General features: G+C 74.9%; 21 protein-coding genes. 1 reads left to right on the forward strand and 20 read right to left on the reverse strand.

Translation table 11 applies throughout. From position 1 onward, the window contains the following. Positions 1-510: 510 nt before the first annotated feature. Together aspS and ABD899_RS18245 are read right to left on the reverse strand one after the other, a co-directional pair. Positions 511-2,316 carry an aspartate--tRNA ligase gene (gene aspS, locus ABD899_RS18240; RefSeq protein ID WP_345208696.1) on the reverse strand — a complete coding sequence of 602 codons (1,806 nt, stop codon included), beginning with the start codon at positions 2,314-2,316 and terminating at the stop codon, positions 511-513. 212 nt (positions 2,317-2,528) lie between these two features. Continuing rightward, on the reverse strand, positions 2,529-3,260 hold the full coding sequence (locus ABD899_RS18245; protein ID WP_345208698.1) for a VOC family protein: 732 nt from the start codon (positions 3,258-3,260) through the stop codon (positions 2,529-2,531). 148 nt (positions 3,261-3,408) lie between these two features. On the opposite strand from ABD899_RS18245, the gene ABD899_RS18250 reads away from it, so the two are divergent. Continuing rightward, the gene (locus ABD899_RS18250; protein ID WP_345208700.1) at positions 3,409-5,034 is read left to right on the forward strand and encodes a hypothetical protein; all 1,626 of its coding nucleotides are present in this window, start codon (positions 3,409-3,411) and stop codon (positions 5,032-5,034) included. A gap of 43 nt (positions 5,035-5,077) precedes the next feature. Here ABD899_RS18250 and ABD899_RS18255 read toward each other — a convergent pair whose 3' ends face one another. From ABD899_RS18255 to ABD899_RS18340, 18 genes are all read right to left on the reverse strand, one after another. Further along, entirely contained in the window at positions 5,078-5,419 is a 342-nt protein-coding gene (locus ABD899_RS18255) for a Rieske (2Fe-2S) protein (protein WP_345208702.1), read from the reverse strand. A gap of 74 nt (positions 5,420-5,493) precedes the next feature. Beyond that, positions 5,494-6,114, reverse strand: coding sequence for a pyridoxamine 5'-phosphate oxidase family protein (locus ABD899_RS18260; RefSeq protein ID WP_345208704.1), 621 nt, complete (start codon positions 6,112-6,114; stop codon positions 5,494-5,496). Positions 6,115-6,122: 8 nt separating this feature from the next. Then, positions 6,123-7,637 (reverse strand): M1 family metallopeptidase, encoded by a 1,515-nt coding sequence (locus ABD899_RS18265; protein ID WP_345208706.1) that lies wholly within the window; start codon positions 7,635-7,637, stop codon positions 6,123-6,125. Positions 7,638-7,710: 73 nt separating this feature from the next. Further along, positions 7,711-8,175: a YchJ family protein gene (locus ABD899_RS18270; RefSeq protein WP_345208708.1), complete on the reverse strand. Its 465-nt coding sequence runs from the start codon at positions 8,173-8,175 to the stop codon at positions 7,711-7,713. Continuing rightward, entirely contained in the window at positions 8,145-8,780 is a 636-nt protein-coding gene (locus tag ABD899_RS18275; protein WP_345208711.1) for an NUDIX domain-containing protein, read from the reverse strand. Before ABD899_RS18275 ends, ABD899_RS18270 begins: the two co-directional genes overlap by 31 nt. Then, positions 8,773-10,485: a CTP synthase gene (pyrG, locus tag ABD899_RS18280; protein ID WP_345208736.1), complete on the reverse strand. Its 1,713-nt coding sequence runs from the start codon at positions 10,483-10,485 to the stop codon at positions 8,773-8,775. The genes ABD899_RS18275 and pyrG overlap by 8 nt, the downstream gene beginning before the upstream one ends. Positions 10,486-10,572: 87 nt before the next feature. Next, the gene (locus tag ABD899_RS18285) at positions 10,573-11,670 is read right to left on the reverse strand and encodes a glycosyltransferase family 4 protein (protein WP_345208713.1); all 1,098 of its coding nucleotides are present in this window, start codon (positions 11,668-11,670) and stop codon (positions 10,573-10,575) included. Continuing rightward, positions 11,667-13,298 carry a murein biosynthesis integral membrane protein MurJ gene (gene murJ, locus ABD899_RS18290; protein ID WP_345208715.1) on the reverse strand — a complete coding sequence of 544 codons (1,632 nt, stop codon included), beginning with the start codon at positions 13,296-13,298 and terminating at the stop codon, positions 11,667-11,669. The genes ABD899_RS18285 and murJ overlap by 4 nt, the downstream gene beginning before the upstream one ends. Next, a complete protein-coding gene (locus ABD899_RS18295; protein ID WP_345208717.1) occupies positions 13,295-14,104 on the reverse strand; it encodes a hypothetical protein in 810 nt (269 codons plus the stop codon). Before ABD899_RS18295 ends, murJ begins: the two co-directional genes overlap by 4 nt. Then, positions 14,101-15,060, reverse strand: coding sequence for a copper transporter (locus ABD899_RS18300; RefSeq protein WP_345208719.1), 960 nt, complete (start codon positions 15,058-15,060; stop codon positions 14,101-14,103). The genes ABD899_RS18295 and ABD899_RS18300 overlap by 4 nt, the downstream gene beginning before the upstream one ends. Then, positions 15,057-16,235 (reverse strand): putative cytokinetic ring protein SteA, encoded by a 1,179-nt coding sequence (gene steA, locus ABD899_RS18305; protein WP_345208720.1) that lies wholly within the window; start codon positions 16,233-16,235, stop codon positions 15,057-15,059. The genes ABD899_RS18300 and steA overlap by 4 nt, the downstream gene beginning before the upstream one ends. A gap of 23 nt (positions 16,236-16,258) precedes the next feature. After that, positions 16,259-17,950 carry a DNA repair protein RecN gene (gene recN / locus ABD899_RS18310; protein ID WP_345208722.1) on the reverse strand — a complete coding sequence of 564 codons (1,692 nt, stop codon included), beginning with the start codon at positions 17,948-17,950 and terminating at the stop codon, positions 16,259-16,261. Continuing rightward, positions 17,947-18,891, reverse strand: coding sequence for an NAD kinase (locus tag ABD899_RS18315; protein ID WP_345208724.1), 945 nt, complete (start codon positions 18,889-18,891; stop codon positions 17,947-17,949). Before ABD899_RS18315 ends, recN begins: the two co-directional genes overlap by 4 nt. Further along, on the reverse strand, positions 18,888-19,784 hold the full coding sequence (locus ABD899_RS18320; protein ID WP_345208726.1) for a TlyA family RNA methyltransferase: 897 nt from the start codon (positions 19,782-19,784) through the stop codon (positions 18,888-18,890). Before ABD899_RS18320 ends, ABD899_RS18315 begins: the two co-directional genes overlap by 4 nt. Then, positions 19,714-19,911 (reverse strand): hypothetical protein, encoded by a 198-nt coding sequence (locus ABD899_RS18325; protein ID WP_345208728.1) that lies wholly within the window; start codon positions 19,909-19,911, stop codon positions 19,714-19,716. Before ABD899_RS18325 ends, ABD899_RS18320 begins: the two co-directional genes overlap by 71 nt. Beyond that, positions 19,908-21,143 carry a hypothetical protein gene (locus ABD899_RS18330; RefSeq protein ID WP_345208730.1) on the reverse strand — a complete coding sequence of 412 codons (1,236 nt, stop codon included), beginning with the start codon at positions 21,141-21,143 and terminating at the stop codon, positions 19,908-19,910. The genes ABD899_RS18325 and ABD899_RS18330 overlap by 4 nt, the downstream gene beginning before the upstream one ends. 49 nt (positions 21,144-21,192) lie before the next feature. After that, a complete protein-coding gene (locus tag ABD899_RS18335; RefSeq protein WP_345208732.1) occupies positions 21,193-22,125 on the reverse strand; it encodes an HAD-IIA family hydrolase in 933 nt (310 codons plus the stop codon). 17 nt (positions 22,126-22,142) lie between these two features. Next, a complete protein-coding gene (locus tag ABD899_RS18340) occupies positions 22,143-23,036 on the reverse strand; it encodes a tetratricopeptide repeat protein (RefSeq protein ID WP_345208734.1) in 894 nt (297 codons plus the stop codon). Positions 23,037-23,549: the final 513 nt, after the last annotated feature.

The following is a 23,549-nucleotide window of genomic DNA, read 5'->3' on the forward strand; positions in this document are numbered from 1 at the left end:
ACTCCCGGCGGGCAACCTGCGCCACCGCACCGTCCTGCACCGCGCTCACCGTGTTCACCAGCACCTGACAGGCCGCCACCACCGCCACCCACTCGCCCCGCCCACCACCGGCCGCCGCCGCGGCCACCGCCTCCACGACCTGACCCGCCCGGGCCACCACGTCAGGAACGGGGCCACCACGACCCCCGGCGGCACCGTCCCCGGCAGCCGGGGAGCCGGTGACGTCACCAGCGGCACGTGAGCGCGCGGCATCCAGCGCGCTCGCACCCCGAACCGGCGCCGCACCCTCCGCGTGACCGACCACCTCGCCCCCTTCCCCGTGACCCCACTCTACCCGCGCAACATGATTCGAACAAGTGTTCCACAGGCTCGGATTCCGCTGTCAGCGAACAGGACTCGAGGCGACACCCGGGTCGAACGGCAGGCGCACGCCGACCCGAGCGGTATCACCTCGACCCGCCCGAACGGGCCGGTCACCGCACCGCCGGACACCCGCAGGGCGCCGAGGGCTCAGCCCTCTGTGTCGTGCTCCACCACGGGGACCGGCGGCGGGGCGTCGATGCCCGCCTCCTTGCGCTGCTCGGCGGTGATCGGCGCCGGCGCGTCCGTCAGGGGGTCGTAGCCGCCGCCGGACTTCGGGAAGGCGATGACGTCGCGGATCGAGTCGAAGCCGCCGAGCAGCATGACGATGCGGTCCCAGCCGAACGCGATGCCACCGTGCGGCGGGGCGCCGAACGCGAACGCGTCGAGCAGGAAGCCGAACTTCTCCTGCGCCTCCTCCGGCGCCAGGCCCATGACCTTGAAGACCCGCTCCTGCACGTCGCGGCGGTGGATACGGATCGACCCGCCGCCGATCTCGTGGCCGTTGCACACCATGTCGTAGGCGTAGGCGAGAGCCGGGCCGGGGTCGGTGTCGAAGGTGTCGAGGAACTCCGCCTTCGGCGAGGTGAAGGCGTGGTGCACCGCGGTCCACGCCCCGGCGCCGACGGCCACGTCCCCGGCCGCGACGGCATCCGCGGTCGGCTCGAACAACGGGGCGTCGACGACCCACAGGAAGCTCCACGCCGACTCGTCGACGAGGCCGCACCGCCGGCCGATCTCGAGGCGGGCCGCGCCGAGCAGCGCCCGCGAGGACTTCGTGGCGCCGGCGGCGAAGAAGACGCAGTCGCCCGGCTGCGCACCCACGTGCTCCGCGAGCCCGGCGAGCTCGGCCTCGGACAGGTTCTTCGCGACCGGGCCGGTGAGGGTGCCGTCCTCCTGGACGAGGACGTAGGCCAGACCCCGGGCCCCACGCTGCTTGGCCCACTCCTGCCAGGCGTCGAGCTGCTTGCGCGGCTGGCTCGCGCCGCCGGGCATGACGACACCGCCGACGTACTCCGCCTGGAAGACGCGGAACGGCGTGTCGGCGAAGTACTCGGTGCACTCGACGAGCTCGGTGCCGAAGCGCAGGTCGGGCTTGTCGGTGCCGAAGCGCCGCATCGCCTCGGCGTAGGTCAGCTTCGGGAACGGGGTGGGCAGCTCGACCCCGATGAGCTCCCAGATCTCACGGACGACCGCCTCCCCGAGCTCGAGCACGTCGGACTGCTCGACGAAGCTCATCTCGATGTCGAGCTGGGTGAACTCGGGCTGTCGGTCGGCGCGGAAGTCCTCGTCGCGGTAGCAGCGGGCGATCTGGTAGTAGCGCTCCATGCCGGCGACCATGAGCAGCTGCTTGAACAGCTGCGGGCTCTGCGGGAGGGCGTACCACGTGCCGGGCGCGAGGCGGGCCGGCACGAGGAAGTCACGGGCACCCTCGGGGGTCGAGCGGGTCAGCGTCGGGGTCTCGATCTCGACGAAGTCGCGCTCCCCGAGCACTCGCCGGGCGGCCGCGTTGACCTTCGACCGCAACCGGATGGCGTGCCCCGCCGAGTGGATGCCGGGGCGGCGCAGGTCGAGGTACCGGTGCTTGAGCCGGGCCTCCTCACCCACGGCGACGCGCTCGTCGACCTGGAAGGGCAGCGGGGCGGCGGGGTTGAGCACCTCGATGAGCGACGCGACGACCTCGACCTCCCCGGTCGGCAGGTCGGGGTTGACGTTGCGCTCCTCACGGGCGGTGACCTCGCCGACGACCTTGACGACGAACTCGCTGCGCAGCTCGTGGGCGGCCCCGGTGAGCACCTCGTCCCGGGCGACGACCTGGACGATGCCGCTCGCGTCCCGCAGGTCGATGAAGGCCACCCCGCCGTGGTCCCGCCGCTTCGCCACCCACCCGGTGAGGGTCACGGTCTGGCCGGTGTGGGCGGCACGCAGGGTGCCGGCCTCGTGGGTGCGGAGCACGGGCGGTCCTTCGAGTCGGTGTCAGGGAGGTGAGGATGCCGGGAGCCCGCCGGCCGCGTGCGGCCGCCGGTCCCCGGGCCGGCCCAGTCTACGGAGGTCACGACGCCGCTCCGAACGGGTCACTGGCTCACCCGCGAAGTCAGGAGAACTTCGCCGACTCAGGGCGGTATACGCCCCTGACTCGGCGAGAACCTCCTGAGTGCGCGAGGTCATCAGGACGTTGCGGGCGAGCGGGCCGGGAGCAGGCAGAGCTCGTTGCCCGAGGGGTCGGCGAGGACGGTCCACGGCAGCTCCCCCCAGTCGGGGTCGAGCACCCGCCCGCCGAGCTCGGCGACGCGCGCGAGCACCGCGTCCGGGTCGTCGCCCTCCTCGAGGCGGATGTCGAGGTGGAGCCGGTTCTTCACCTCGCCCTTGGGTGCCGCCTCACGGCACAGCTCGAGGAGCGGTCCGTGGCCGGACGGGTGCCTGAGGGCCGCCGGCATCGCCGACCCGACCGGCACCCAGCCCGACAGCTCGGCCCAGAAGCCGGCATCGCGGTCCGGGTCGGCGCTGTCGAGCGGCAGCGCCGCGACCGGCCCGGACACGGCGTACTCCGGGCGGCCCTCCATGACGCAGAACGGGTTGCCCTCCGGGTCGGCGAGGACGACCCACGGGACGTCGCCCTGACCGATGTCGAGGTGGCTCGCGCCCAGGCTCAGGGCCCGCTCGACGACCACGGCCTGGCGGTGCCCGCCGGCGAGGTCGAGGTGGAGCCTGGGGTGGGCGTCGACCGGCTCGGGGACGCGCGCGAGGCACAGGTCGAGCACGGGGCCGTCGGCGACGGCGAGCCGGGTCTCGAACAGGTCCGGGTCGTCGGTGAGCGTCGTGCCCCCGAGCAGGGCCTCCCAGAAGCGCCCCAGGGTGCGCGGGTCCCGGGCGTCCAGGGCGATGTTCTCGAGGTACATGGTTCCGGGATACCACGCCCGGCTGCCGCACGATTGCCGTCGTGGCGCTCCTTCGTGCGACGCTGGTGGCCTCCCCGCGGCGCGCGCCGGGTGCCACGGGGACCCGCCACGGACGACGCGCACGACATCCTCCCGAGCCCGGAGCACGATGAGCACTCCCATCCCCCGCCGCACGGCCCTCCGGTCGGCCGTTGCCGTGCTCGGCGTCGCCGCGGCCGCGAGCGCTGCCGGGTGCACGGCATCCGGTGACGACGACCCCACCGCGAGCGGCGGGTCGGGCCGCGGGGCGGACGACGGTGACTCCGGGCGTCACGCGGTGAGGGCGCAGCCGGCCGGGACCGTCGGCGTCGTCGACCCCGGGTCCGGCGACGTCGCGGCGTGGGCACTCCTGGCCTCGCGGGCGCTCATCGAGCACGCGAGCACGGTCGTCGTCGCGTCCGGCCACGACGCGGACCTCGAGGCGGGCGGTGCCGCTGCCCGCCGGCTGGGCGTCCCGCTCCTCGTGGCGGGCGAGGGCCTCGCCGACGAGCTCGACCGGCTCGGGACCCGCACGGTGCTGCGGTACTCGTCGGCGGCCGACGGCGCGACGCAAGGCGGCGCGACCCAGGGCGGCGCCACCCCCTCGCCGGGAGGGTCGGTATCCCCGACCCCCGTGCCGAGCGAGCTCGGCGACCGCGAGGTGCTACCCGGCACGGGTCCCGACGACCTGCCCGAGATCCCCGGTCTGCCGCTCCCGACCCCCGAGCCGGGCCCGGTCGTGCTCGTCGTCGAGGGTGCGAGTGTCCCGCCCGTGGTCGAACCCACCCTTGCCGCGGTGGGCGCGCAGCGGGTCGCCGTCCCGGGCACCGACCCCCGCGCGTCCGACGGCAGCCGCGACGCCGTGCGCCGCAGCCCCGAGGCGTCCGTGCTCGCGGTCGGTGCGGGCTTCGGCAGCGCCGAGCGGCTCGCCCAGCGGGTGCGCACGGCTCGGCGTGCGACCGAGCTGCCCGGCGGCGGCGTGCTGCCCTTCCCCGAACGCCGGATGGTCGCGCTCTACGGTCACCCGGAGACGGCCTCGCTCGGGATGCTCGGCGAGCAGTCGCCGGCGGAGTCGGTCCGGCGTGCCAAGGCCCTCGCCGACGAGTACGCCGCCCTCACCGACACCCCGGTGGTCCCGGCCTTCGAGATCATCGCGACGGTGGCCTCGGTGTCCGCTCAGCGGGATCGCTCCTACTCGCGACGCACTCCCGTCGAGACCCTGCTCCCCCTCGTCGAGGCCGCCGAGGAGGCAGGGGTCTACGTCGTCCTCGACCTGCAGCCGGGGCGCACCGACTTCCTGACCCAGGCCCGCCACTACGAGGAGCTCCTGCGCCGGCCGTGGGTGGGGCTGGCGCTCGACCCCGAGTGGCGGCTGAAGCCGAACCAGAAGCACCTGGCGCAGATCGGGTCGGTCGGGGTCGACGAGGTGAACCGGGTCGGGGCGTGGCTCGCCGCTCTCGTGCGCGAGCACGACCTGCCGCCGAAGGTGCTCACCCTCCACCAGTTCCGGCGCTCGATGATCCGCGGCCGTGAGCGCCTCGACACCTCGCTCGACGAGGTGCAGTGGCTCGTCCACGCCGACGGGCAGGGTGATCAGGGAGCCAAGCAGGCGACCTGGGCCGCCCTGCGGCGGGACCTGCCGGAGGGGGTGTGGCTCGGGTGGAAGAACTTCGAGGACGAGGACGCCCCGATGCTCACCCCGCAGCAGACCATGGCACAGGTCAGCCCGACCCCGTGGTTCGTCTCCTACCAGTGACCCGAGCCACGACCAGCCGAGCCGGGCGGGAGGAATCGTGGCGTCACTCGACGACGAGGTCCTCCCCGTCGACAGTCACCCCGCCGCGGTGCAGCGGCCAGGCCCTGGTCAGGGCGCGGTAGAACGCATCCAGTCCCGGCACCTTGGCGAAACCGCCCTGTGGCCCACGCACCATCGCGCCGGTCGTGACGTCGTACGCCGCCGCGTGCCACGGGCAGACGAGACACCCCTGCTCGTCGATGCTGCCCTCGGCGAGGTCGGCGCGCAGGTGCCGGCACCGGCGCCCGACCGCGAAGTACTCACCGTTGTTGCCGACCGCATGGTCCCCCACGCCGGTGACCGAACCCGGGGGGACGTCGGCGGCTGGGATCCTGGTCGTGGCCATGGCGGGCCCCTCTCGAGTCGGCTCCACCCCAGTGTCGCCGACCCGGCACCGCCGCGTCGAGGGCACCGCAGGGGTCAGCGGCCGAGCACCTCGCGCCCACCGGGGTCGCGGGCGGGGTCGTGCGCGGGCAGCGCGTCGAGCGCCCACTCCGAGCGCTTCCACTCGGGGACGGGCGTCGGGCAGTCGGGCCGGGGGACGAAGCGCGAGCGGCGCACGAGCGTGTAGCGGTGGATGTACCTCGGGCAGTTCGGGTACACCGCACGAGCCCGCACCCGGACGACGAACTGCGCCTCGGGGTGGTCCGCGAGCAGCGGGTCGTCGGGGTCGATGCTCGCGACGCCGTCGAGGCGCAGCCGGTGCCCGCGCTCGAGGTCGACGAAGAGCATCCCGACCGCGGGGTTGACGAGGACGTTGCCGGCCGAGAGGTACATGCCGTTCCCGTCGTAGCTCGGGAAGGCCGCCGTGTGCGGGTCGAGGACGCGCACGAACCCCGGCTCGCCGCCCTTGTAGGAGCAGGTCGGCCGGCCCTGCGCGTCGGCCGTGGCGAGGAAGAACATGTCGCGGGCCTCGATGAAGGCACGGTCGGCCTCACCGATGGCGTCGCCGACGAGGAGGCCGTCGATCCGGTCGGCGAGGGCCCGCGTGTCGAAGCGGTCCTGCAGCTCGCGACTGCCCGCGTGGAACCCGGCCGGCATCCGTGCCCCTACGGTGCGGGCGTCGGCTTGACCGGTGTGCGGAGCCACTCCTCGAAGAGGTCGTCGAGGTCCTGTCCGGAGACCTCCTCGTAGACCTCCTGGAAGTCCGCCGTCGTCGCCGTGCCGTCGTCGTACAGCTCGACCCACCGCCGGGCACCCTCGAAGAACGCCTCGTCACCGACAGTGCGCCGCAGCTCGTGCAGCGTGGCGGCGCCGCGCTCGTAGACCGCGTCGGCGAAGAGCCCCAAGGGGCCGGGGTCCGCGACGACGACGTCCCAGAGCGGGTCGTCCGCGGGGGTGGACATCACGTCCTCGAAGCTGTCCTGGGCGGTGCGGCCGCCGTCGTGCTCGTCCCAGAGCCACGACGCGTACGTGGCCCAGCCCTCGTTGAGCCAGATGTGCTGCCAGTCGGCGGGGCTCACGGCGTTGCCGAGCCACTGGTGGGCCAGCTCGTGGGCGACGGTGCCCTCCCGGGCGACCCGCGAGTAGACGGGCCGGGTCTGGGTCTCGAGGGCGTAGCCGACGCTGTCGTCGTCGACGATGGACCCGTACGAGTTGAACGGGTAGGGGCCGAAGACGCCCTCGAAGTAGGCGATCATGTCGCGCTGCCGGGCCAGGCTCGCCTCGGTCGTGGCGAGGTTGGGCGCCGTGAGTGCGTCGTCGACGGCGTCGATGATCGGCAGCCCCGCCGCCTCGGACATCCGCAGGTCGTAGTCACCCACGGAAGCAGTCGTGAGGTAGCTCGCCTGCTCGTCGGGCGCGTCCCAGAACCAGGTCGTGCGGCCGTTCGTGGTCTTGGGGTCACGGGCCGGCAGGCCGTTGGCCACCGCGACCTTGCCCTCGGGGACGGTGATCTCGAAGGAGTACGTCGCCTTGTCGGTCGGGTGGTCGCTCACGGGGTACCACGTCATCGAGCCCTCAGGTTCGCTCACCACCATGGCGCCGTCGCGGGTCGTCACCCACCCGTAGAGGAACCCCTCGATGTCCGTGGGCCGCACCGTGGTCCCGGCGTAGGTCACGACGACCTCGGCTGTCTCGCCCTTCCTGAGCTTGGGCCGCGGCTGCACGGTGAGCTCCCACCGGCGGTTCGCGTCGTCCTGCACGTGCCAGTAGGCCGCCCCCTCGACCTGCGTCCCCGGGGCGGGTGGCTGGATGCCGGTTGCGGGCTTGCCGTTGACGGTCACCGCCGTGACGGACATCCCGCGCAGGTCGAGGTTGAACCGGTCGAGGTTCGCCGTGGCGACGAGGTCGATCGTCGCGACGCCGGCGAGCTGCCCCTGAAGGGGAGCGGGAGCCGGGGCGGGAGGGGTGTAGTCGATGTCGAGGTCGTAGTGCCGCACGTCATAGCCGCCGTTGCCCGCGTACGGGAAGTAGGAGTCGCCCGCACCGGCCGCACCCGCGGCGAAGCGAGGCTTCCCGGGGTCGCCCGGAGCCGCGGACGCCAGGCCGGAGAGGCCGAGAAGACCCACCACGGCGACGGCCGCCACCGCGGCTCGACGGAACCCATTCGCAGCACCGGTCATGGCATCTCCCCTGTTCGTCGTGCCGGGAAGTATCGCAGGGGAGGCGGCCCGCTGAGAAGACCCCGGTGCCGGCCTACCCGCCGTCGAGGTAGACCCAGCGCCCGGCCCGTCGCACGAACCGGCTCCGCTCGTGCAGCTCCCCGCGGCGCACCGGCCCGTCGTCGACGCTCACCCACCGGGCCCGGAACTCGACGACGCCCTCGGTGTCGTCCACGCTCCCCGCCCCGACGGCCACCACCTCGAGGCCCTCCCAGCGCACCCGGGGGTCGGGGCGGGTGTCGTCAGGCCGGGTGCGCGGGTGCCACGTGCGGAACAGGTGGTCGCCGGCACCGAGGGCGTAGGCCGTGTAGCGCGAGCGCATGAGGGCCTCAGCGGTGGTGGGGGTGCGCTCACCTGACACGACCGGTCCGCAGCACGCCGACAGGGCGGCCCCGCGGGGCACCCCTCCGCAGGGGCACGTGCCGGATGCCGGACCGCTCCCGGTGCCGAAGCCGGACCCGGGCACCGTCAGCCGCCCCGCCGCGGCCTGGTCGGCCACGGTTCGTCGACCGACCTCGTTCCCGCCCAGCCTCGTTCACGCAGCCGCGCCGCCGCGAGCGCCGACACCATGAGCGTGCCGTTGTGCACGTGGCCGGCCAGCACCGCCTCGACGACCTCGTCGAGCGCGACGCGACGCACCGGCATCCCCAGCTCCTCCGCGTCACGCTCGTGGCGCTCGTCGTCGGGCACCGGGCGCAGGTCACGGGCGAGGAAGACGCGCACCGACTCGCTCGACCCGCCCGAGCTGGCGTAGTGGTCGAGCAACAGGTGCCACTCCCCCGCGAGGAGGTCGGCCTCCTCCATGAGCTCCCGGGCCGCGGTGAGGTGCGGCGGCTCGCCGTCGACGTCGAGCAGGCCGGCGGGCAGCTCCCACTCGAAGGCGCCGACCGGGTGCCGGTACTGCTGCACGACGACGACCCGGTCGTCGTCGTCGAGGGCCAGCACGGCGACGGCGCCGGTGTGGTCGACGAAGTCGCGCGTCACGACACCACCGTCGCCGAGGTCGACCTCCTCGCTCACGACGTCCCAGACGCGACCGGTGAACGCCGATGCCCTCGACAGCACGGGCCGGCGCTCGAGGCGGTCGCGCAGCGGCTCAGGCATGCGCCTCGGCGGGCTCGTGGTGGCGGGGCCGCTCGACCTCGACGAGCCGCGACGCCCGCTGCTGCTCGATCGCCGCCCCGACGAGGCCGGCGAAGAGGGGGTGCGCCCGCGTCGGGCGCGACTTGAACTCGGGGTGGGCCTGGGTCGCGACGTAGTAGGGGTGGACGTCGGCCGGCAGCTCGACGAACTCGACGAGGCCGAGGTCGGGGTGCGAGCCGCTGATGACGAGCCCCGCCGCCTCGAGCGCGCCGCGGTAGGCCTCGTTGACCTCGTAGCGGTGGCGGTGCCGCTCGTCGGCGGTCGTCGCGCCGTAGGCGGTCGCGACGACCGACCCCTCGAGGAGCCGGGCGGTCTGGCTGCCGAGGCGCATCGTGCCGCCGAGGTCTCCGGCGCCGTCGACGAAGGCCTTCTGCTCCTCCATCGTCGCGATGACGGGCGCGGCGGTCCCCGGGTCGAACTCGGTCGAGCTCGCGCCCTCGATGCCGGCGACGGCCCGGGCGTACTCGATGACCATGCACTGCAGGCCCAGGCAGATGCCGAGGGTCGGCACGAGGTGGGTGCGCGCCCAGCGCAGCGCGCCGACCTTACCCTCGATGCCACGCACCCCGAAACCGCCCGGGACGAGCACGGCATCCACCCCGCCGAGCGCCCGCTGCGCGCCCGCCTCGGTGTCGCAGCTGTCCGAGGGCACCCACCGGATCCGGACCTTCGCGTCGTGGTGGAACCCCCCGGCCCGCAGGGCCTCGGTGACCGACAGGTACGCGTCGGGCAGGTCGACGTACTTCCCGACGAGCGCCACCTCGACCTCGTGCTCGGGCTCGTGCACCCGCTCGAGGAGGAGGTCCCAGTCGGTCCAGTCGACGTCGCGGAAGGTGAGGCCGAGCCGGCGGATGACGTACGCGTCGAGCCCCTCCCGGTGCAGGACCTTCGGGATGTCGTAGATGCTCGGGGCGTCGACGGCGGCCGCGACGGCCTCGGTGTCGACGTCGCACATGAGGCTGATCTTGCGCTTGATCGAGTCGGGGATGTCGCGGTCGGCGCGCAGCACGAGGGCGTCGGGCTGGATGCCGACCTGGCGCAGCGCCGCGACCGAGTGCTGGGTCGGCTTCGTCTTCAGCTCGCCGCTCGGCGCGAGGTACGGGACGAGCGAGACGTGGAGGAAGAAGACCGCGTCGCGGCCGAGGTCGTGGCGCACCTGGCGGGCGGCCTCGAGGAAGGGCAGCGACTCGATGTCGCCGACGGTCCCGCCGATCTCGGTGATGATGATGTCGGGTGCGTCGGCCTCGTCGACGCCCGGTGAGCCGGCCGCCTGGGCCCGCATCCGCTCCTTGAGCTCGTTCGTGATGTGCGGGATGACCTGGACGGTGTCACCGAGGTACTCCCCGCGGCGCTCGCGCTGGATGACCCGGTTGTAGACCTGCCCGGTCGTGACGTTGGCGCTGCCCCTGAGGCTGACGTCGAGGAAGCGCTCGTAGTGCCCGATGTCGAGGTCGGTCTCGGCCCCGTCGTCGGTGACGAAGACCTCGCCGTGCTGGAACGGGTTCATCGTCCCGGGGTCGACGTTGAGGTAGGGGTCGAGCTTCTGCATCGTCACCCGAAGTCCCCGCGCCCGCAGAAGGTGTCCGAGGGAGGAGGCCGTGAGCCCCTTGCCCAGGGAGGAGGCGACTCCTCCGGTCACGAAGATCTGTTTCGTCGTCTGAGGCACCACGGGCTTCAACGATACGTCATGGCGTCGTCATCGCCGGACCCCGCGACTCGGCGCGTCGCGGGCTCCCATCCCGTGGACCGGTGTTCACGTCGGCTCGGCCGTCGAGGGCAGGACGCTCGCGTAGGCGGTGAGGGCCGCGTCGAGGGCGTCGTCCTCGGTCGGCAGCTCCGCCGAGCGCTCGACGGCCTTGGACCGCAGGTCGTCGCGCACCGCCCCGTGGAGCACGACGTCACGGATCGCCCGGGACAGCGAGACGGGGTCCCCGGGGGGCACGAGGAGCGCGGCATCACCCACGACGGCGGCGGTGCCACCGACGTCGGTGGCGACGACGGCCGCACCGGCGTGCAGGGCCTCCTGGATGCCGACCGGCTGCCCCTCCCACGTCGCGCTCGACACGACGACGTCGGCGGCGCTCAGCAGGTCGGGGACGTCGGCGCGGTGGCCGAGCAGGCGCACCGGAAGCCGCTCGGCGTCGATCCGCCGCTGCAGGGCCTCGCGCAGCGGGCCGTCCCCGGCGACGACGGTGACGAGGTCGAGGGCCGGGTCGAGCTCGCGGTGCGCGTCGAGGAGGAGGTCGAGACCCTTCTGCGGCGCGAGGCGCGCGACGACGACGGCGAGCGAGGTGCGACCGCCGACGCCGAGCCCGGCACGCACGGCGTGGCGGTCGTGCGTCGCCTCCCGCCGCGGTGGCGCCGCGACGACCGCGAGCCCGGTGCGCCGGGCGCCGAGACGCTCCATCCGCTCGACGAGGTCGTCCGAGACCCCGAGCACGAGGGCGCTCCCCCGGGCGACGACCCGCTCGAGGCCGGCGTACACCGCTGCGGTGAGCGCCCCGGACGGCGCCGCGTTGTGCAGCGTCGCGACGACCGGCACCGGGGTGCGCGCGGCGGCGAGCACCGCGAGGGAGGCGGCCCGCAGGCCGTGGGCGTGGACGAGGTCGGCACCGCCGACGAGGCGCGACAGGGCACGGGCCGCGCGGGTGTCCCGGCCCGGGTGGGGGCGGTCCGAGACCTCGAGCGGCACGACCGCGGTCGCGACCTCGTGGAGGGCGAAGTGGGCGTCGACCTCGGCCGGGCACGCGACGACGACGTGGTGACCGGTGGCCGTGAGCGAGCGCACGAGGGAGTGGACGTGGCGGCCGACCCCGCCCGAGCTCGTGCCGACGACGACGAGCACCTTCATGCCGGGTCCCTTCCGTGTCGACGGGCCCGCCCGCGCCGGAGGACCTCGGACATCATGGCGTGGTCGCCGACCGAGAGCACGACGACGCCGGCGAACAGGGCGGCGGCCCCCGCACCGAGCCCGACGACGAGCACCTCGGCGAGGTCGTCGAGCGGCCGGCCGTGCGTCACGAGGTCGCCGACGACGACGGCGACCGCCGCGGCGACGATGAGCGCGCCCGTCGTGCGCCCGGCCCCCCGGGTCGCCGCCGTCCCCCACGTGCGGCGGACGAGGAGCACGAGGGCGAGCCCGCTGAGCGTCATGCCCACGGTCGAGGAGATGCCGAGCACCCGCAGGGTGGTCGCCGGACCCTGCCCGGCCCCGATGAGGAGCAGCGGGGCCAGACCGGCGACGGCCCACCCCAGGGCCGCGGCGAGGGCGGCATCCGTGGGCCGGCCCCGCACGTAGAGGGCCCGGGTGAGCAGCGCCGTCAGGCCGAACCCGACGAGCCCCGGGGCGTACGCGGTCAGCGTGCCCGGCAGGGCGGCGAGGGCGTCGCTGCTCGCGGTACCGCCCCCACGGCGCGCGTCGAGGAGGGCGAAGAAGGCACCGATCGCTGGGGCGGTGGCGACGAGCACCCCGACCGACAGCCCGGTGAGCACGAGGACGGCGTTGAGGGACCGCGACAGGGTGCCGGTGACGTCCTCGCCGGCGCCGGTACGGGCGGCCAGCGCAGGGAAGGCGCTCGTCGCCACCGGCACCGCGAGCACGGCGTACGGCAGGAGGTACACGGCCTGCGCGTACTGGTAGACGGGGAAGGTGCCGCCGTCGCCGGAGTGGTTCGCGAGCCACATCGTCACGAGGACGGCGCCCTGCTGGGCCACGAGGGCGACGACGCCCGCGCCGGCGAGCGCACCGACGCGACGGGCGTCCTCCGACGGCAGCCGCAGGGCGGGGCGCCAGCGCCACCCGGTGCGCAACGCGGGGACGACGAGCGGCACCGAGAGCACGACGACGCCGAGCGTCGTGCCCCAGCCGAGCACCCGGATCGCCTCGTCGCTCACGAGCGCGGGAGCGGTCTGCCCCTCGACGATCGAGCCGTACCACAGGTAGCTGACGAGCACGACGACCGACGACGCGAGGGGGGCCAGAGCGGCCGCGAGGAAGCGCCGGTTCGCGTGGAGCAGCCCGGTGAGGATGATGCCGAGCCCGTAGAGCGGCACCTGCACCGCGAAGATGCGCAGCAGCGTCGCGGCGACCTCGCCGGCGCCAGGGACGGTGTCGTCGACGAGCCACCCTCCGACCGGCTCGGCGAGCAGCCACAGCAGGGCGGCGAGCGGCACGAGCACGAGCAGCGTCCACGAGAGCAGGACGGATGCCGTGTGGTCGGCCCGCTCGCGCTGACCCGCACCGAGCCGGTGGGCGATGAGCGGCACCGCGACGGCGGCGAGGATGCCGCCCGCCGCCACCTCGAACAGGACGTTGGGCAGCGCGTTGACGCTCTGGTAGATGCCGCCCACCCCGCCGGCGCGGACGGCGTCGGCGAAGACGAGGATGCGGGCGAAGCCGACGACGCGGGACAGCAGGGTCGTCACCGCGATGAGCGCGGCGGCCCCCGCGATGCCGGAGGCGAAGCGACGGGCCGTCATCGGGCCGGCCGGCCCCAGGCGTCGAGCTCGCGCAGGCCGGGGGTCGACTCGATGACCCGGGTGAAGGAGACCCGTTCCGACGCGAGGGTCAGCGCGGTGAGCACGGCAAGCGCCACGAGCCGGCCGACCCGGCCGGTGTGCCCGAGCAGCGCCACGCCGACGAGGGCACCCGCGGCGTTGGCGCCGGTGTCCCCGAGCATCGCCCGGCCCGCGAGGTCGGGGGCGAGCACGCCGAGACCGGCCCCCGCGGCGGCCGCGGCCCCCCGGGAGGCCCCGGCGTGCCCGGAGAGCACGAGGGGCGACGCGGCGAGGACGGTGGCCTTGACGGCTCGCCCCGGGCGCAGGTCGAGCAGGTTGGCGAGGTTCGCGGCGCCGGCGACGACGGCACCGCCGACGACCGTGTCGAAAGAAGGCACGCCCGCGCGGCCCCGGTCCGCGAGGACGGCCGCGACGAGCCCGGTGGCGCCGATGCCGACGATCTTGACGAGGCCGGTCGTCACCCGGCCCTGCGCAGCGGCCCCGAGGTGCCCGCGCAGGCCCTTGCTCGCGCCGTCGCCCGCGAGGTCGTCGAGCGCCCCGAAGGCCCCCGCCCCGAGGGCGGCCACGGCTCCGGCGGGTCCGCAGGTGGCGGCCCCGAGGGCGGCACCGGCGACGTAGGCCGGCCCCTCGAGGAGGGTCACCGGGTCGCCGGCGTGGTTCGTGCGCTGCCAGCGCGCGGACCCGACCCGCGAGGTGAGCACGCGGTACGCGACGTGGGACCCGCCCGCGGCGAGCAGGCCCGCGGCGAGCGTCCCGGTCCGGCTCACGGGGCCGGGAGGGGCGCGTAGGGGGCGTCCGCGCCGGACGCGAGGCCGTACTGCCCGACCTCGCCGGCCGCCTGCTCGACGAGGCCGTGGACGACGCTCGCCTGCCCGAGTGCGCCACCGGCGTTGTCGACCGTCGACACCCCGTCGGTGGCGGTCGCGTCGTTGCGCACGCTGTCGAGCACCGAGACGCCGTCACCGGTGGTGCTCGACTCGGCGGCGACGAGGGTCCCGGTGGACCGCGCGTCGAGGGCGATCGTGAGGTCCACCCAGCGCTCGGCGGTCTCCTGTCGCGCCTCCAGGTCGCCCTGGGTGGCGACGCCGGACACGACGACGACGAGGTCGGCGAGCTCGAAGCCCTCGGTGTCGGTCTCGAGGAGGTCCGCCGCGGCGAGCGTGTCGAGCCCCGCCTGCGCCGAGCCCGGTGCGACGGCGTCGGCGCCGTCGCGCGCCGGTGTCGTGAGCAGGGCGGCGAGGAGCACGTCGCGGCCGGACACCGCGCCGGTCTCGCTGACGTCGACGCCGGCGGTGGCGACGGCCTCGCGGACGGCGGCGTCGCGGGCCTGCGCGGTCGCCTCGTTCGTCGACACCCAGTCGTCGGACACCGAGGTCGTCGACACGACCGCCGCGCCCGCGGACCGCAGGGTGGCGGCGGTGGACTCGGCGACGGCGGCATCCGAGCCCGGGAGGACGACGATCGCGACCTGGCGGTCGAGCAGCGCGCCGGACAGCACCCCAGGATTGGTCTCGCCGATGTAGGCGTCGCGCGCGTCGGCCGCGGCGGTCGCGTCCTCGAGCTGCGCGTTGAGCTCGGCCTTGTCCTGGCGCAGCCCCGCGACCTCCTTGGTCAGGGTGTCCCCGAGCTCGCCCTTGAGCGGGCCCGCACCGAGCACGATCCCCACGGCGAGGGCCAGGAAGATCGAGACGATGGACACGAGGTGGTACCGGAAGTCGATCAACCGAACACTCCTTGGATGGACGACCAGAGGTCGTCGATGCGGGCGCCGACGACCTGGATCAAGGCCCGCCCGCCGTCCGTCGACCACAGCGCGGCGCCGAGGGCGAGCAGCCCCACGGTGAGCATGACGACGAGGCTGAGCCCGGAGATCCGTGCTCGGTAGAGGCGGCTGACCCCCTTGGCGTCGACGAGCTTGCCGCCGACCCGCAGCCGGGTGAGGAAGGTGCTCGCCATCCCCGAGCGGCCCTTGTCGAGGAACTCCACGAGGGTGACGTGGGTGCCGACGGCGACGATGAGCTCGGCACCCTTGTCGTCGGCGAGCAGCATCGCGACGTCCTCGCTCGTGCCGGTCGCCGGGAACACGACGGGCTCGACCCCGAGCGAGCGCACCCGCTCGAGCCCGGGTGCCCGGCCGTCACGGTAGGCGTGGACGACGATCTCGGCGCCGCAGCGCAGGGCGTCGTCGGACACCGAGTCCATGTCGCCGACGATGAGGTCGGGCTTGTGGCGGGCCTCGATGAGCGCGTCGGCGCCACCGTCGACGCCGATGAGGATCGGCTTGTACTCGCGGATGTAGTGCCGCAGCGTCTGCAGGTCCTCCTTGTAGTGGTAGCCCCGCACGACGATGAGGACGTGGCGCCCGTCGAGGTCGGTGCGGATGTCGGGAACCCCGACACCGTCGAAGAGCAGCTCTCGCTCCTTGCGCAGGTAGTCCATCGTGTTCTCGGCGAACGCCTCGAGCTGGTCGGACAACCCGGCGCGCGCGAGCGCCATCGCCGCCTGGACGGCCTCGGTGTCGAGCACGGTGCCGGTGGCGACGGTGTGGCCCTCCGCGTGCACGCTGCCGTCCTCGATCGTGACCGGCGTGCCCTCCTTGATGGCCATGGCGTCCGGCCCGGCGTGGTCGAGGAGCGGGATGCCGGCCGCGACGAGGATCTCCGGCCCGAGGTTCGGGTAGCGCCCCGAGATCGACGACGAGGCGTTGACGACGGCCGCGGGTCGACACGCGACGAGGGCCTCGGCGCTGACCCGGTCGAGGTCCTCGTGGTCGATGACGGCGACGTCGCCGGGGCGCAGCCGCTTCGTGAGGTTCTTCGTGCGGCGGTCGACGCGCGCGGGACCGCTCAGCCCCGGTGCGGGGTGGCGGTCTCGGCGGGACGGCAGGCGGATGGACATCTGCACCATCGTGCCACGTGGCATCAGGTGCGGGCGCGCGCCATCAGGTCGCGGGCGTGCTCGAGGGCCGCCTCGGTGCCCGACCCCCCGAGCATCCGGGCGAGCTCGGCGACCCGGGCCTCGCCCTCGACGGCATGGACGCCGCTGCGGGTGACGTGGCCGTCGTCCGAGCGCTCGACGACGAGGTGGCGGTCGGCGTGGGCGGCGACCTGGGCGAGGTGGGTGACGACGACGACCTGGGCGTGCCGGGCCAGGGCGGCGAGGCGGGCGCCGACGTCGAGGGCTGCACGGCCGCCGACCCCGGCATCGACCTCGTCGAAGACGAAGGTCGGCACCGACGACACCTCGCTCGCGGTGGCCACCTCGATGGCGAGCATGACCCGCGACAGCTCACCACCGGATGCCGCCCGCGTCACCGCGCGCGGCGCCGTGCCGGAGCCGGAGGCGAGGCGGATCTCGACGTCGTCGCGCCCGTCGGCGCCGAACCGGCCGGCATCCTCGACGGCCACCGTCACGGTGGCCGACCCCATCGCGAGGTGGCCCAGCTCGTCGGTGATCCGCGCACCGAGGGACCCGGCGGCCGCCGTGCGCAGCGCGGTCAGCCGGCCGGCCGCCGCCTCCCGAGCGGCGGCGAGGTCGGCCACCCGCTGCTCGAGCTCGTCGATGCGTTCGCTCGTGCCGTCGAGCTCGGTGACGCGCACCGCCGCGTCGCGCCCCCAGGCGAGCACGGCGTCGACGGTCGGTCCGTAGAGGCGGGTCAGGTCGCCGAGCGCTGCCCGCCGCTGCTCGACCTGCTCCAGGCGGGCCGGGTCGACCTCGGCGTCGGCCAGGTAGGAGCCGAGGTCGGCCGCGACGTCGGCGGCGAGGTAGCGCAGCTCGTCGACGCGGGTGCCGATCTCGGCGAGGGCCGGGTCGCTCCCGCTCACCGCGGACAGCCGCGCGGACGCGACGGCGAGGGCCTCGAGGACCCCCGGCGCCGGCATCCCGCTCGCGTCGTCGGCACCCGCGAGCGCGTCGTGCGCGGCCCCGGCGCCGCCGCGCAGCTCCTCGGCGTGCCCGAGCCGGTGGGACTCCATGCGTAGCACCTCGTCCTCCCCCGGCTGCGGGTCGAGGGCCTCGATGCGCTCGAGGCCGGCCCGGAGCGACTCGGCCTCGCGGGCCCGCTCGGCGGCCGCGGTGCGCAGGTGGGCGAGCTCGGCCTCCGCCGCGCCGAGCTCGGCGTGCACCGCCCGGTAGGCCGCGAGCGCGGTGGCGAGGTCGACCCCGCCGAAGGCGTCGACGACCTCGCGGTGCTGGTCGGACCGGCGCAGGCGCCACTGGTCGGCCTGCCCGTGGACGGCGACGAGGTGCTCGGCGAGCTCGGCGAGCACGCCGACGGGGGCCGCCCGACCCCCGACGTGGGCCCTCGACCGGCCGTCGGCCGAGACCGAGCGCACGAGGACGAGCCCGTCGCCGACGTCCGCCCCGGCGTCGCCGGCGCGCGCGAGCGCCGGGTGTCCCTCGGGAAGGTCGAGGACGCCCTCGACGACGGCGCGGTCGGCGCCGGCGCGCACGAGGCCCGAGTCACCCCGGCCACCGAGGAGCAGCCCGAGGCCGGTGACGACCATGGTCTTCCCGGCTCCGGTCTCGCCCGTGAGGACGGTCAGGCCCGGGTGGAGCGGGAGCACCGCGTCGTCGATGACCCCGAGGTCACGGATGCGGATCTCCTCGATCACGTCGCGCCGTTCCCCTCGGACCGGGCACGCCGCGCGGCCCCGCGCCAGCCCTGCACGGGCAGGGCGAACTTCTCGACGAGGCGGTCGATGAACCCCCCCGTCGACAGCCGCGCGAGGAGCACCGGCTGGTCGGAGCGCCGGACGTGGATGCGCGCGCCCGGCGGCAGGCCGACGGCCCGGCGACCGTCGCACCACACGACGCCGTGGGCGTCGGTGTGCGGCACGACCTCGACGAGGAGCCGTGACTGCGGACCGACGACGACAGGGCGGGCGAACAGCGCGTGGGCGCTGATCGGCACGACGAGCAGGGCCTCGACGTCGGGGGAGACGATCGGCCCGCCCGCCGAGAACGCGTAGGCGGTGGACCCCGTGGGGGTCGCCATGACGATGCCGTCGCAGCCCCACGTCGACAGCGGTCGGCCGTCGACCGCGACGGTCACCTCGAGCATCCGCTCGCGCGAGGCCTTCTCGACGGTCACCTCGTTGAGCGCCCAGGACAGGAAGACGGTGCGGCCGTCCTCCTCGGCCCGCACGTCGAGGGCCATCCGCTCCTCGACGTGGTACTCGCGGGCGACGATGCGCTCGACGGTGACGTCGAGGTGCTCGCGCTCGACCTCGGCGAGGAAGCCGACGTGCCCGAGGTTGACCCCGAGCAGCGGCACGCCGGACCCCCGCGAGAGCTCGGCCCCGCGCAGGATCGTGCCGTCACCCCCGAGGACGCAGACGAGCTCACAGCCGGATGCCGCGGACCTCCCGTCCGCCGTGTCGGCCGCCGCGACCCCCTCGACCCGGGACAGCGGTGTGCCGATGAGCTCCTCGCGGGGTGCGCTCACCCCGACGCCGGCAGCGAGCAGGCGGGTGGCGACGGCGGCCGCGAGCTCCTGGGCCTCGGGGCGCCAGGCGTGCGTCACGAGGAGGATGCGGCGGGACGTGGTGGTCATCGTCGTCGTCCTCCTCCCGTCGTGGTCTCGGTGGTCATGGCGCGCACGGTGTCGCGGACCCGGTCCGGGCTCATTGTGTCCGACGGGTCCGACCGCGCCCACAGGAGGTACTCGGTGTTTCCCGTGGAGCCGCTGATCGGGCTGGCCCGCAGGCCGTGGACGTGCAGCCCTGCCGCCTCGACCGCGTCGACGACCCCGAGGACGGCTCGGGTGCGGTCGCGCCCGGAGGTGACGACGCCCTGGCCGTTGAGGCGGCCCCGACCGACCTCGAACTGGGGCTTGACGAGGACGACGAGGTCGGCGCCGGGCCCCATGAGCCCCGCGAGGTCGCCGAGCACGAGGGTCAGGGAGATGAAGGACAGGTCGGCGACGACGACGTCGGCGGGGCCGCCGAGGTCGTCGGCGGTCAGGCCCCGCACCGTCGTGCCGCTGCGCTCGTCGACCCGGGGGTCACCCGCCACCTCGGCGGCGAGCTGTCCGTGCCCCACGTCGACGGCGACGACGAGGGCCGCGCCCGCGGCGAGCAGCACCTGGGTGAAACCGCCGGTCGAGGCGCCGACGTCGACGCACCGTCGGCCCTGCACCCGCAGCCCCTCCGGGCCCCACGAGGCCAGGGCCGAAGCGAGCTTGTGCGCGGCCCGACCCACCCAGCGGGGCCCGGTCACCGCGACCTCGAGGTCGTCGTCCGGTCCCACGGGGCGGGCGGGCCTGGTCACGACGGCGCCGCCGACGGTGACGAGCCCGTCGACGACGAGGTCGCGGGCCTCGCCCCGGGAGCGCGCGAGACCGCGCGCCACGAGCTCGGCGTCGAGCCGGCCGATGTCAGCCGCCGAGGTCGCCGAGGCGTGCCTGGAGGGTGCGGTGCAGCGCCTCCCCCGTGACGAGCTGCGCATCGAGGTCGTCCACGGGCGTGCCCGCCAGGTCGTGCAACGCGGCGTCGATGACGATGTCACCCGTCTCCGGCGGCGCCTCGGGACGGGGCTCCGGTGCGGTGCCGAGCTCGGCGTGGTGCTGCGTCACGCGTCACCCGTGGGACCGTCGGCGGGCGCGGTCGACGCGGCGGAGGCGTTCGTCGTCGACGAGGTGCCCGACGCGTTCGTCGTCGACGAGGTGCCCGACGCGTTCGGCGTGGAGGACGTCCCCGAGTCGTTCGTCGTGGACGTGTCCGAGGCGTTCGTCGTGGACGTCGGGTCGGTCGTCGTGGACGTCGTGTCGGTCGCCCCGCCCCGCGCGGTGTCCTCGGGCGTTGCGGCCTTCGCCGGGGTGGACGGCTGCGCCGGCGTCGACGCCTTCGCGGCCGTGGACCGCGTCGCCGAGGCCTTGCGGGCCGTGGACCCGCCGGACGACGCATTCGCCGTCGTCGCCTTGCTCGCAGTGGCCTTGCTCGCACTCGCCTTGCTCGCAGTGGCCTTGCTCGGCGTCGACGTCGCGCCTGACGTGGTCTTGTTCGCGGTCGCCCTGGCTGATGGGGACTTCTTCGCGGTCGCCCTCGATGTCGCGGGGGTGGCGCCGGACTGGGGCTGCGTCGCGGGAGCGGTGGCCGTCGCAGATGTCGCCGCACCGGACGCGGACGAGCTCGCGCTCGAAGCCTTCTTGGCCGGGGCCTTCGTGGTCGCAGCCCTTTTCGCCGGAGCCTTCTTCGTCGCAGCCTTCCTGACCGGCGCCTTCTTCGCCGGCGCCTTCTTCGCCGGAGCCTTCTTCGTCGCAGCCTTCCTGACCGGCGCCTTCTTCGCCGGCGCCTTCTTGGCCGGCGCCTTCTTCGCCGGCGCCTTCTTGGCCGGCGCCTTCTTCGCGGAGGCCTGGGACGCCGTCTTCGTGGCCCGCGACGTCTCGGCCGGCGCGGTCTCAGCAGCTGCCGGAGCGTCGAGGTCGACGAGCGCCTCGGCGACGGGCCCCGGCGTGCGCACCCCCATCCCGGTGGCGCTGCGCGCGAGCTCGTCGACCTGGGCCGCAAGACTCGCGACGGTGGCGCCAAGGGTCTGCACCTCACCGGCGAGACGGTTGACGTCGAGCTTCGCGAGGGCCGCGTCGACCTCGCGCCGGACGAGCCGCACGAGTTGCTTGCGGTTGGTCTCCGCCGCGCTCAGCAGCTCGTCAGCGAGCCGGCCCGCCTGCTTGGCGAGCTTCTTGCGCGATGCCCCCTCCCCCGCGAGGGCGATGATCTCCTGGGCGGCCTCCTTGGCGCGGCTACGAGTCAGCTCCCCCAACCCCGACGCGAGCTCGACGTACCCCTGGATGGAGCGCTTGGCCATGGATCCTCCTCCGTCCGGCGGCCCGGTCAGCCACCCGTTCGCGCCCACGCTACCCGGGCGTGACGTCCCCGAGCAGGCTCTGGACACGCTCGGTGAGCCGCGCGAGCTCGCTGGAGGGGGCGCCGGCATCCCGGGCCGCGTGGACGGCACGCACCGCGGCGGCGAGCCGCACGAGCGAGGCGGGGCCGGCATCCGGATCGGTCGCGAGGGCCCGCAGGTCGGGGGCGACCCACGTCGGGCGACGCGACGCCGGCGCCTCGAGGCACGCGTACAGGTCGTCGACGCCGGTCAGCACGAACAGGGAGTCCATCCCGGCGGCCACCGCCCCCTCGATGTCCGTGTCGAGGCGGTCCCCCACCGCGAGGACCCGGCCCGCGGGGATGTCGAGGCGCTCGGCGCACAGGAGGTACAGCGGGGGGGCCGGCTTGCCGGCGACGACGTCGGGGCCCCGTCCGACAGCGCGCTCGACGGCCGCGACGAGCGAGCCGTTCCCCGGTGCCATCCCGCGGTCGGTCGGGAGGGTCGCGTCGGTGTTCGTGGCGACCCACGTCGCACCCGCCTGCACGGCGTAGGCAGCCTCGGCGAGGTCCGAAGCGGTCACGGAGGGGCCGTAGCCCTGGAGGACGGCCGAGACGGTGTGCCCGGCGCCGGCATCCGGGCGGAGGACGGTGAGTCCGGCCTCCTCGAGGGCGGTCGCGACACCCGGGCCACCGACGGCGAGCACGCTCGTGCCGGCCGGCATCCGCTGCGTCATGAGCCAGGCTCCGGCCTGCGAGCTCGTCGCGACGAGCTCCGGCGCGCAGGGCAGCCCGAGTTCGCGCAGGTGGGCCGCGACGTCCCCCGGCGCCCGGGACGCGTTGTTCGTCGCGTACAGCACCGGCACGTCGAGGGCCCGCAACGCCTCGACGGCGTGAGGCACCGCCGTCGGCCCCCGGTAGACGACCCCGTCGAGGTCGCAGACGACCGCGGCGTATCGGGACACGAGGGCGGCAGCCGGCCTCACTCCCGGAGGTCCCGGCCCTCGGTCGGCGCGGGCGCCGCGCCCTCTGACCCCGCCGCGCCCGCCGACCCTGCCGCGCCCGTCGCGCCCGCCGACCCTGCCGCGCCCGTCGCGCCCGCCGCGCCCTCAGCACCCGCCGCGCCCTCACTGCCCGCCTCTGCGCCGGGCCTGTCGTCGTCCTCGTCCTCCCCGAGCTCGACGACGACACCGTCGAGCTCCTCGAGGCGCTCGACCGCGTCCGTCTCGCCCTCGGTGTCGCCCGCGACCGCCTTGGCGAACCACTCGCGGGCCTCGTCCTCGCGGCCCAGCCCGAGGAGGGCGTCGGCATAGGCGTAGTGGAGCCGGAAGACCCCGGCGCTGGGGCCCCGCCTGAGGGCAGGGACCTGCAGCGCCACGAGCGCTGCGTCGTCCTGGCCGAGGTCGCGCCGGATGCCGGACACGACGATGGCCAGCTCGGTTCGCTCGGCCTCGCTCAGGGTCCGGGCCTCAGGGGATGCCGCGAGCTCGAGCGCTCGGCCGTGCCGCCCGAGACCGCGCTCGCAGTCGACCATGAGCGGGAGGAGGTGGTTGGACCCGCTGAGCCGCCGGGCGGTGCGGAACTCGGTGAGCGCGCGGGCGAAGTCGCCCTGCCGGTAGGCCACCATGCCCAGGGCCTCCCGCGCCGCCGGCACCCTGCCGGCCCGGCGGACGGCGGTCTCGGCATGGGCCAGCGCCGCGTCGAGGTCGTCGGCCTCGAGGGTCGCGGCTGCCATGACGAGGTGCTGGGCGACGCCCTCGGCGTTCTCCTTGGACAACGTGCGCAGCTGGAGGAAGACCGTCCGGTCGAGCTCCTTGCCCGTCACCCCGTCGGGAATCCGCGGCTCGGGCAGCCTGGGTGACTTCGGGGCGAGCATGCTGCCCCCGCGGCTCTCCCGCTCGGCGCCGGAACCAGGTCCGCGGGGACCGCCCAACGGCGGGCGCGCGTCACGTGCGCTGGGACGTCCAGCGGGTCGACCGCCCCGGGACGATGCCGGCCCGCTCCCGCGGTGCGGAGACGCCGGTCCGCCGTCGCGTCGCGGCGGCCGGGCACCTCGACCGGAGCCGGGTCGGTCGGGGCCTCCCACACGGTCGCTGCTCTCGTCGGCCACGCCATCAACTCCTCGAACTCGGGGGGCTGCCGGAACGCGAGGGCGGTGGTGCGCTCGGGGCTCGGTCCGGCAGGTCTTGGCTCGTCTCGGCGCGCCGCGCACAGTCTACGGACCAGCCCGCACGCGCGGGTATGCGCCGGGAGCGTTGCGGCCACGAGAAGAGCGTGCGGGCATGAGAAAGGGCCCGCTGGTGGGCGGGCCCTTTCTGTGAATGGTGGTCCGGCTGCGTCCTACTCTCCCACACCGTCACCAGTGCAGTACCATCGGCGCTGAAGGGCT

It is taken from the genome of Fodinibacter luteus (assembly GCF_039541575.1).
In the GTDB taxonomy this organism is placed as follows: Bacteria; Actinomycetota; Actinomycetes; order Actinomycetales; family Dermatophilaceae; genus Fodinibacter; species Fodinibacter luteus.

Bases quoted from the DNA above. Each gene is read 5' to 3' on its own strand.
- ABD899_RS18315 (WP_345208724.1), bottom strand. From the start codon at position 18,891: ATGACCACCACGTCCCGCCGCATCCTCCTCGTGACGCACGCCTGGCGC.
- ABD899_RS18255 (WP_345208702.1), bottom strand. From the start codon at position 5,419: ATGGCCACGACCAGGATCCCAGCCGCCGACGTCCCCCCGGGTTCGGTC.
- ABD899_RS18260 (WP_345208704.1), bottom strand. From the start codon at position 6,114: ATGCCGGCCGGGTTCCACGCGGGCAGTCGCGAGCTGCAGGACCGCTTC.
- ABD899_RS18275 (WP_345208711.1), bottom strand. From the start codon at position 8,780: ATGCCTGAGCCGCTGCGCGACCGCCTCGAGCGCCGGCCCGTGCTGTCG.
- ABD899_RS18285 (WP_345208713.1), bottom strand. From the start codon at position 11,670: ATGAAGGTGCTCGTCGTCGTCGGCACGAGCTCGGGCGGGGTCGGCCGC.
- steA (WP_345208720.1), bottom strand. From the start codon at position 16,235: ATGTCCATCCGCCTGCCGTCCCGCCGAGACCGCCACCCCGCACCGGGG.
- murJ (WP_345208715.1), bottom strand. From the start codon at position 13,298: ATGACGGCCCGTCGCTTCGCCTCCGGCATCGCGGGGGCCGCCGCGCTC.
- ABD899_RS18330 (WP_345208730.1), bottom strand. From the start codon at position 21,143: ATGGCCAAGCGCTCCATCCAGGGGTACGTCGAGCTCGCGTCGGGGTTG.
- ABD899_RS18265 (WP_345208706.1), bottom strand. From the start codon at position 7,637: ATGACCGGTGCTGCGAATGGGTTCCGTCGAGCCGCGGTGGCGGCCGTC.
- ABD899_RS18340 (WP_345208734.1), bottom strand. From the start codon at position 23,036: ATGCTCGCCCCGAAGTCACCCAGGCTGCCCGAGCCGCGGATTCCCGAC.
- ABD899_RS18250 (WP_345208700.1), top strand. From the start codon at position 3,409: ATGAGCACTCCCATCCCCCGCCGCACGGCCCTCCGGTCGGCCGTTGCC.
- ABD899_RS18320 (WP_345208726.1), bottom strand. From the start codon at position 19,784: ATGCGCAGCTCGTCACGGGGGAGGCGCTGCACCGCACCCTCCAGGCAC.
- ABD899_RS18245 (WP_345208698.1), bottom strand. From the start codon at position 3,260: ATGTACCTCGAGAACATCGCCCTGGACGCCCGGGACCCGCGCACCCTG.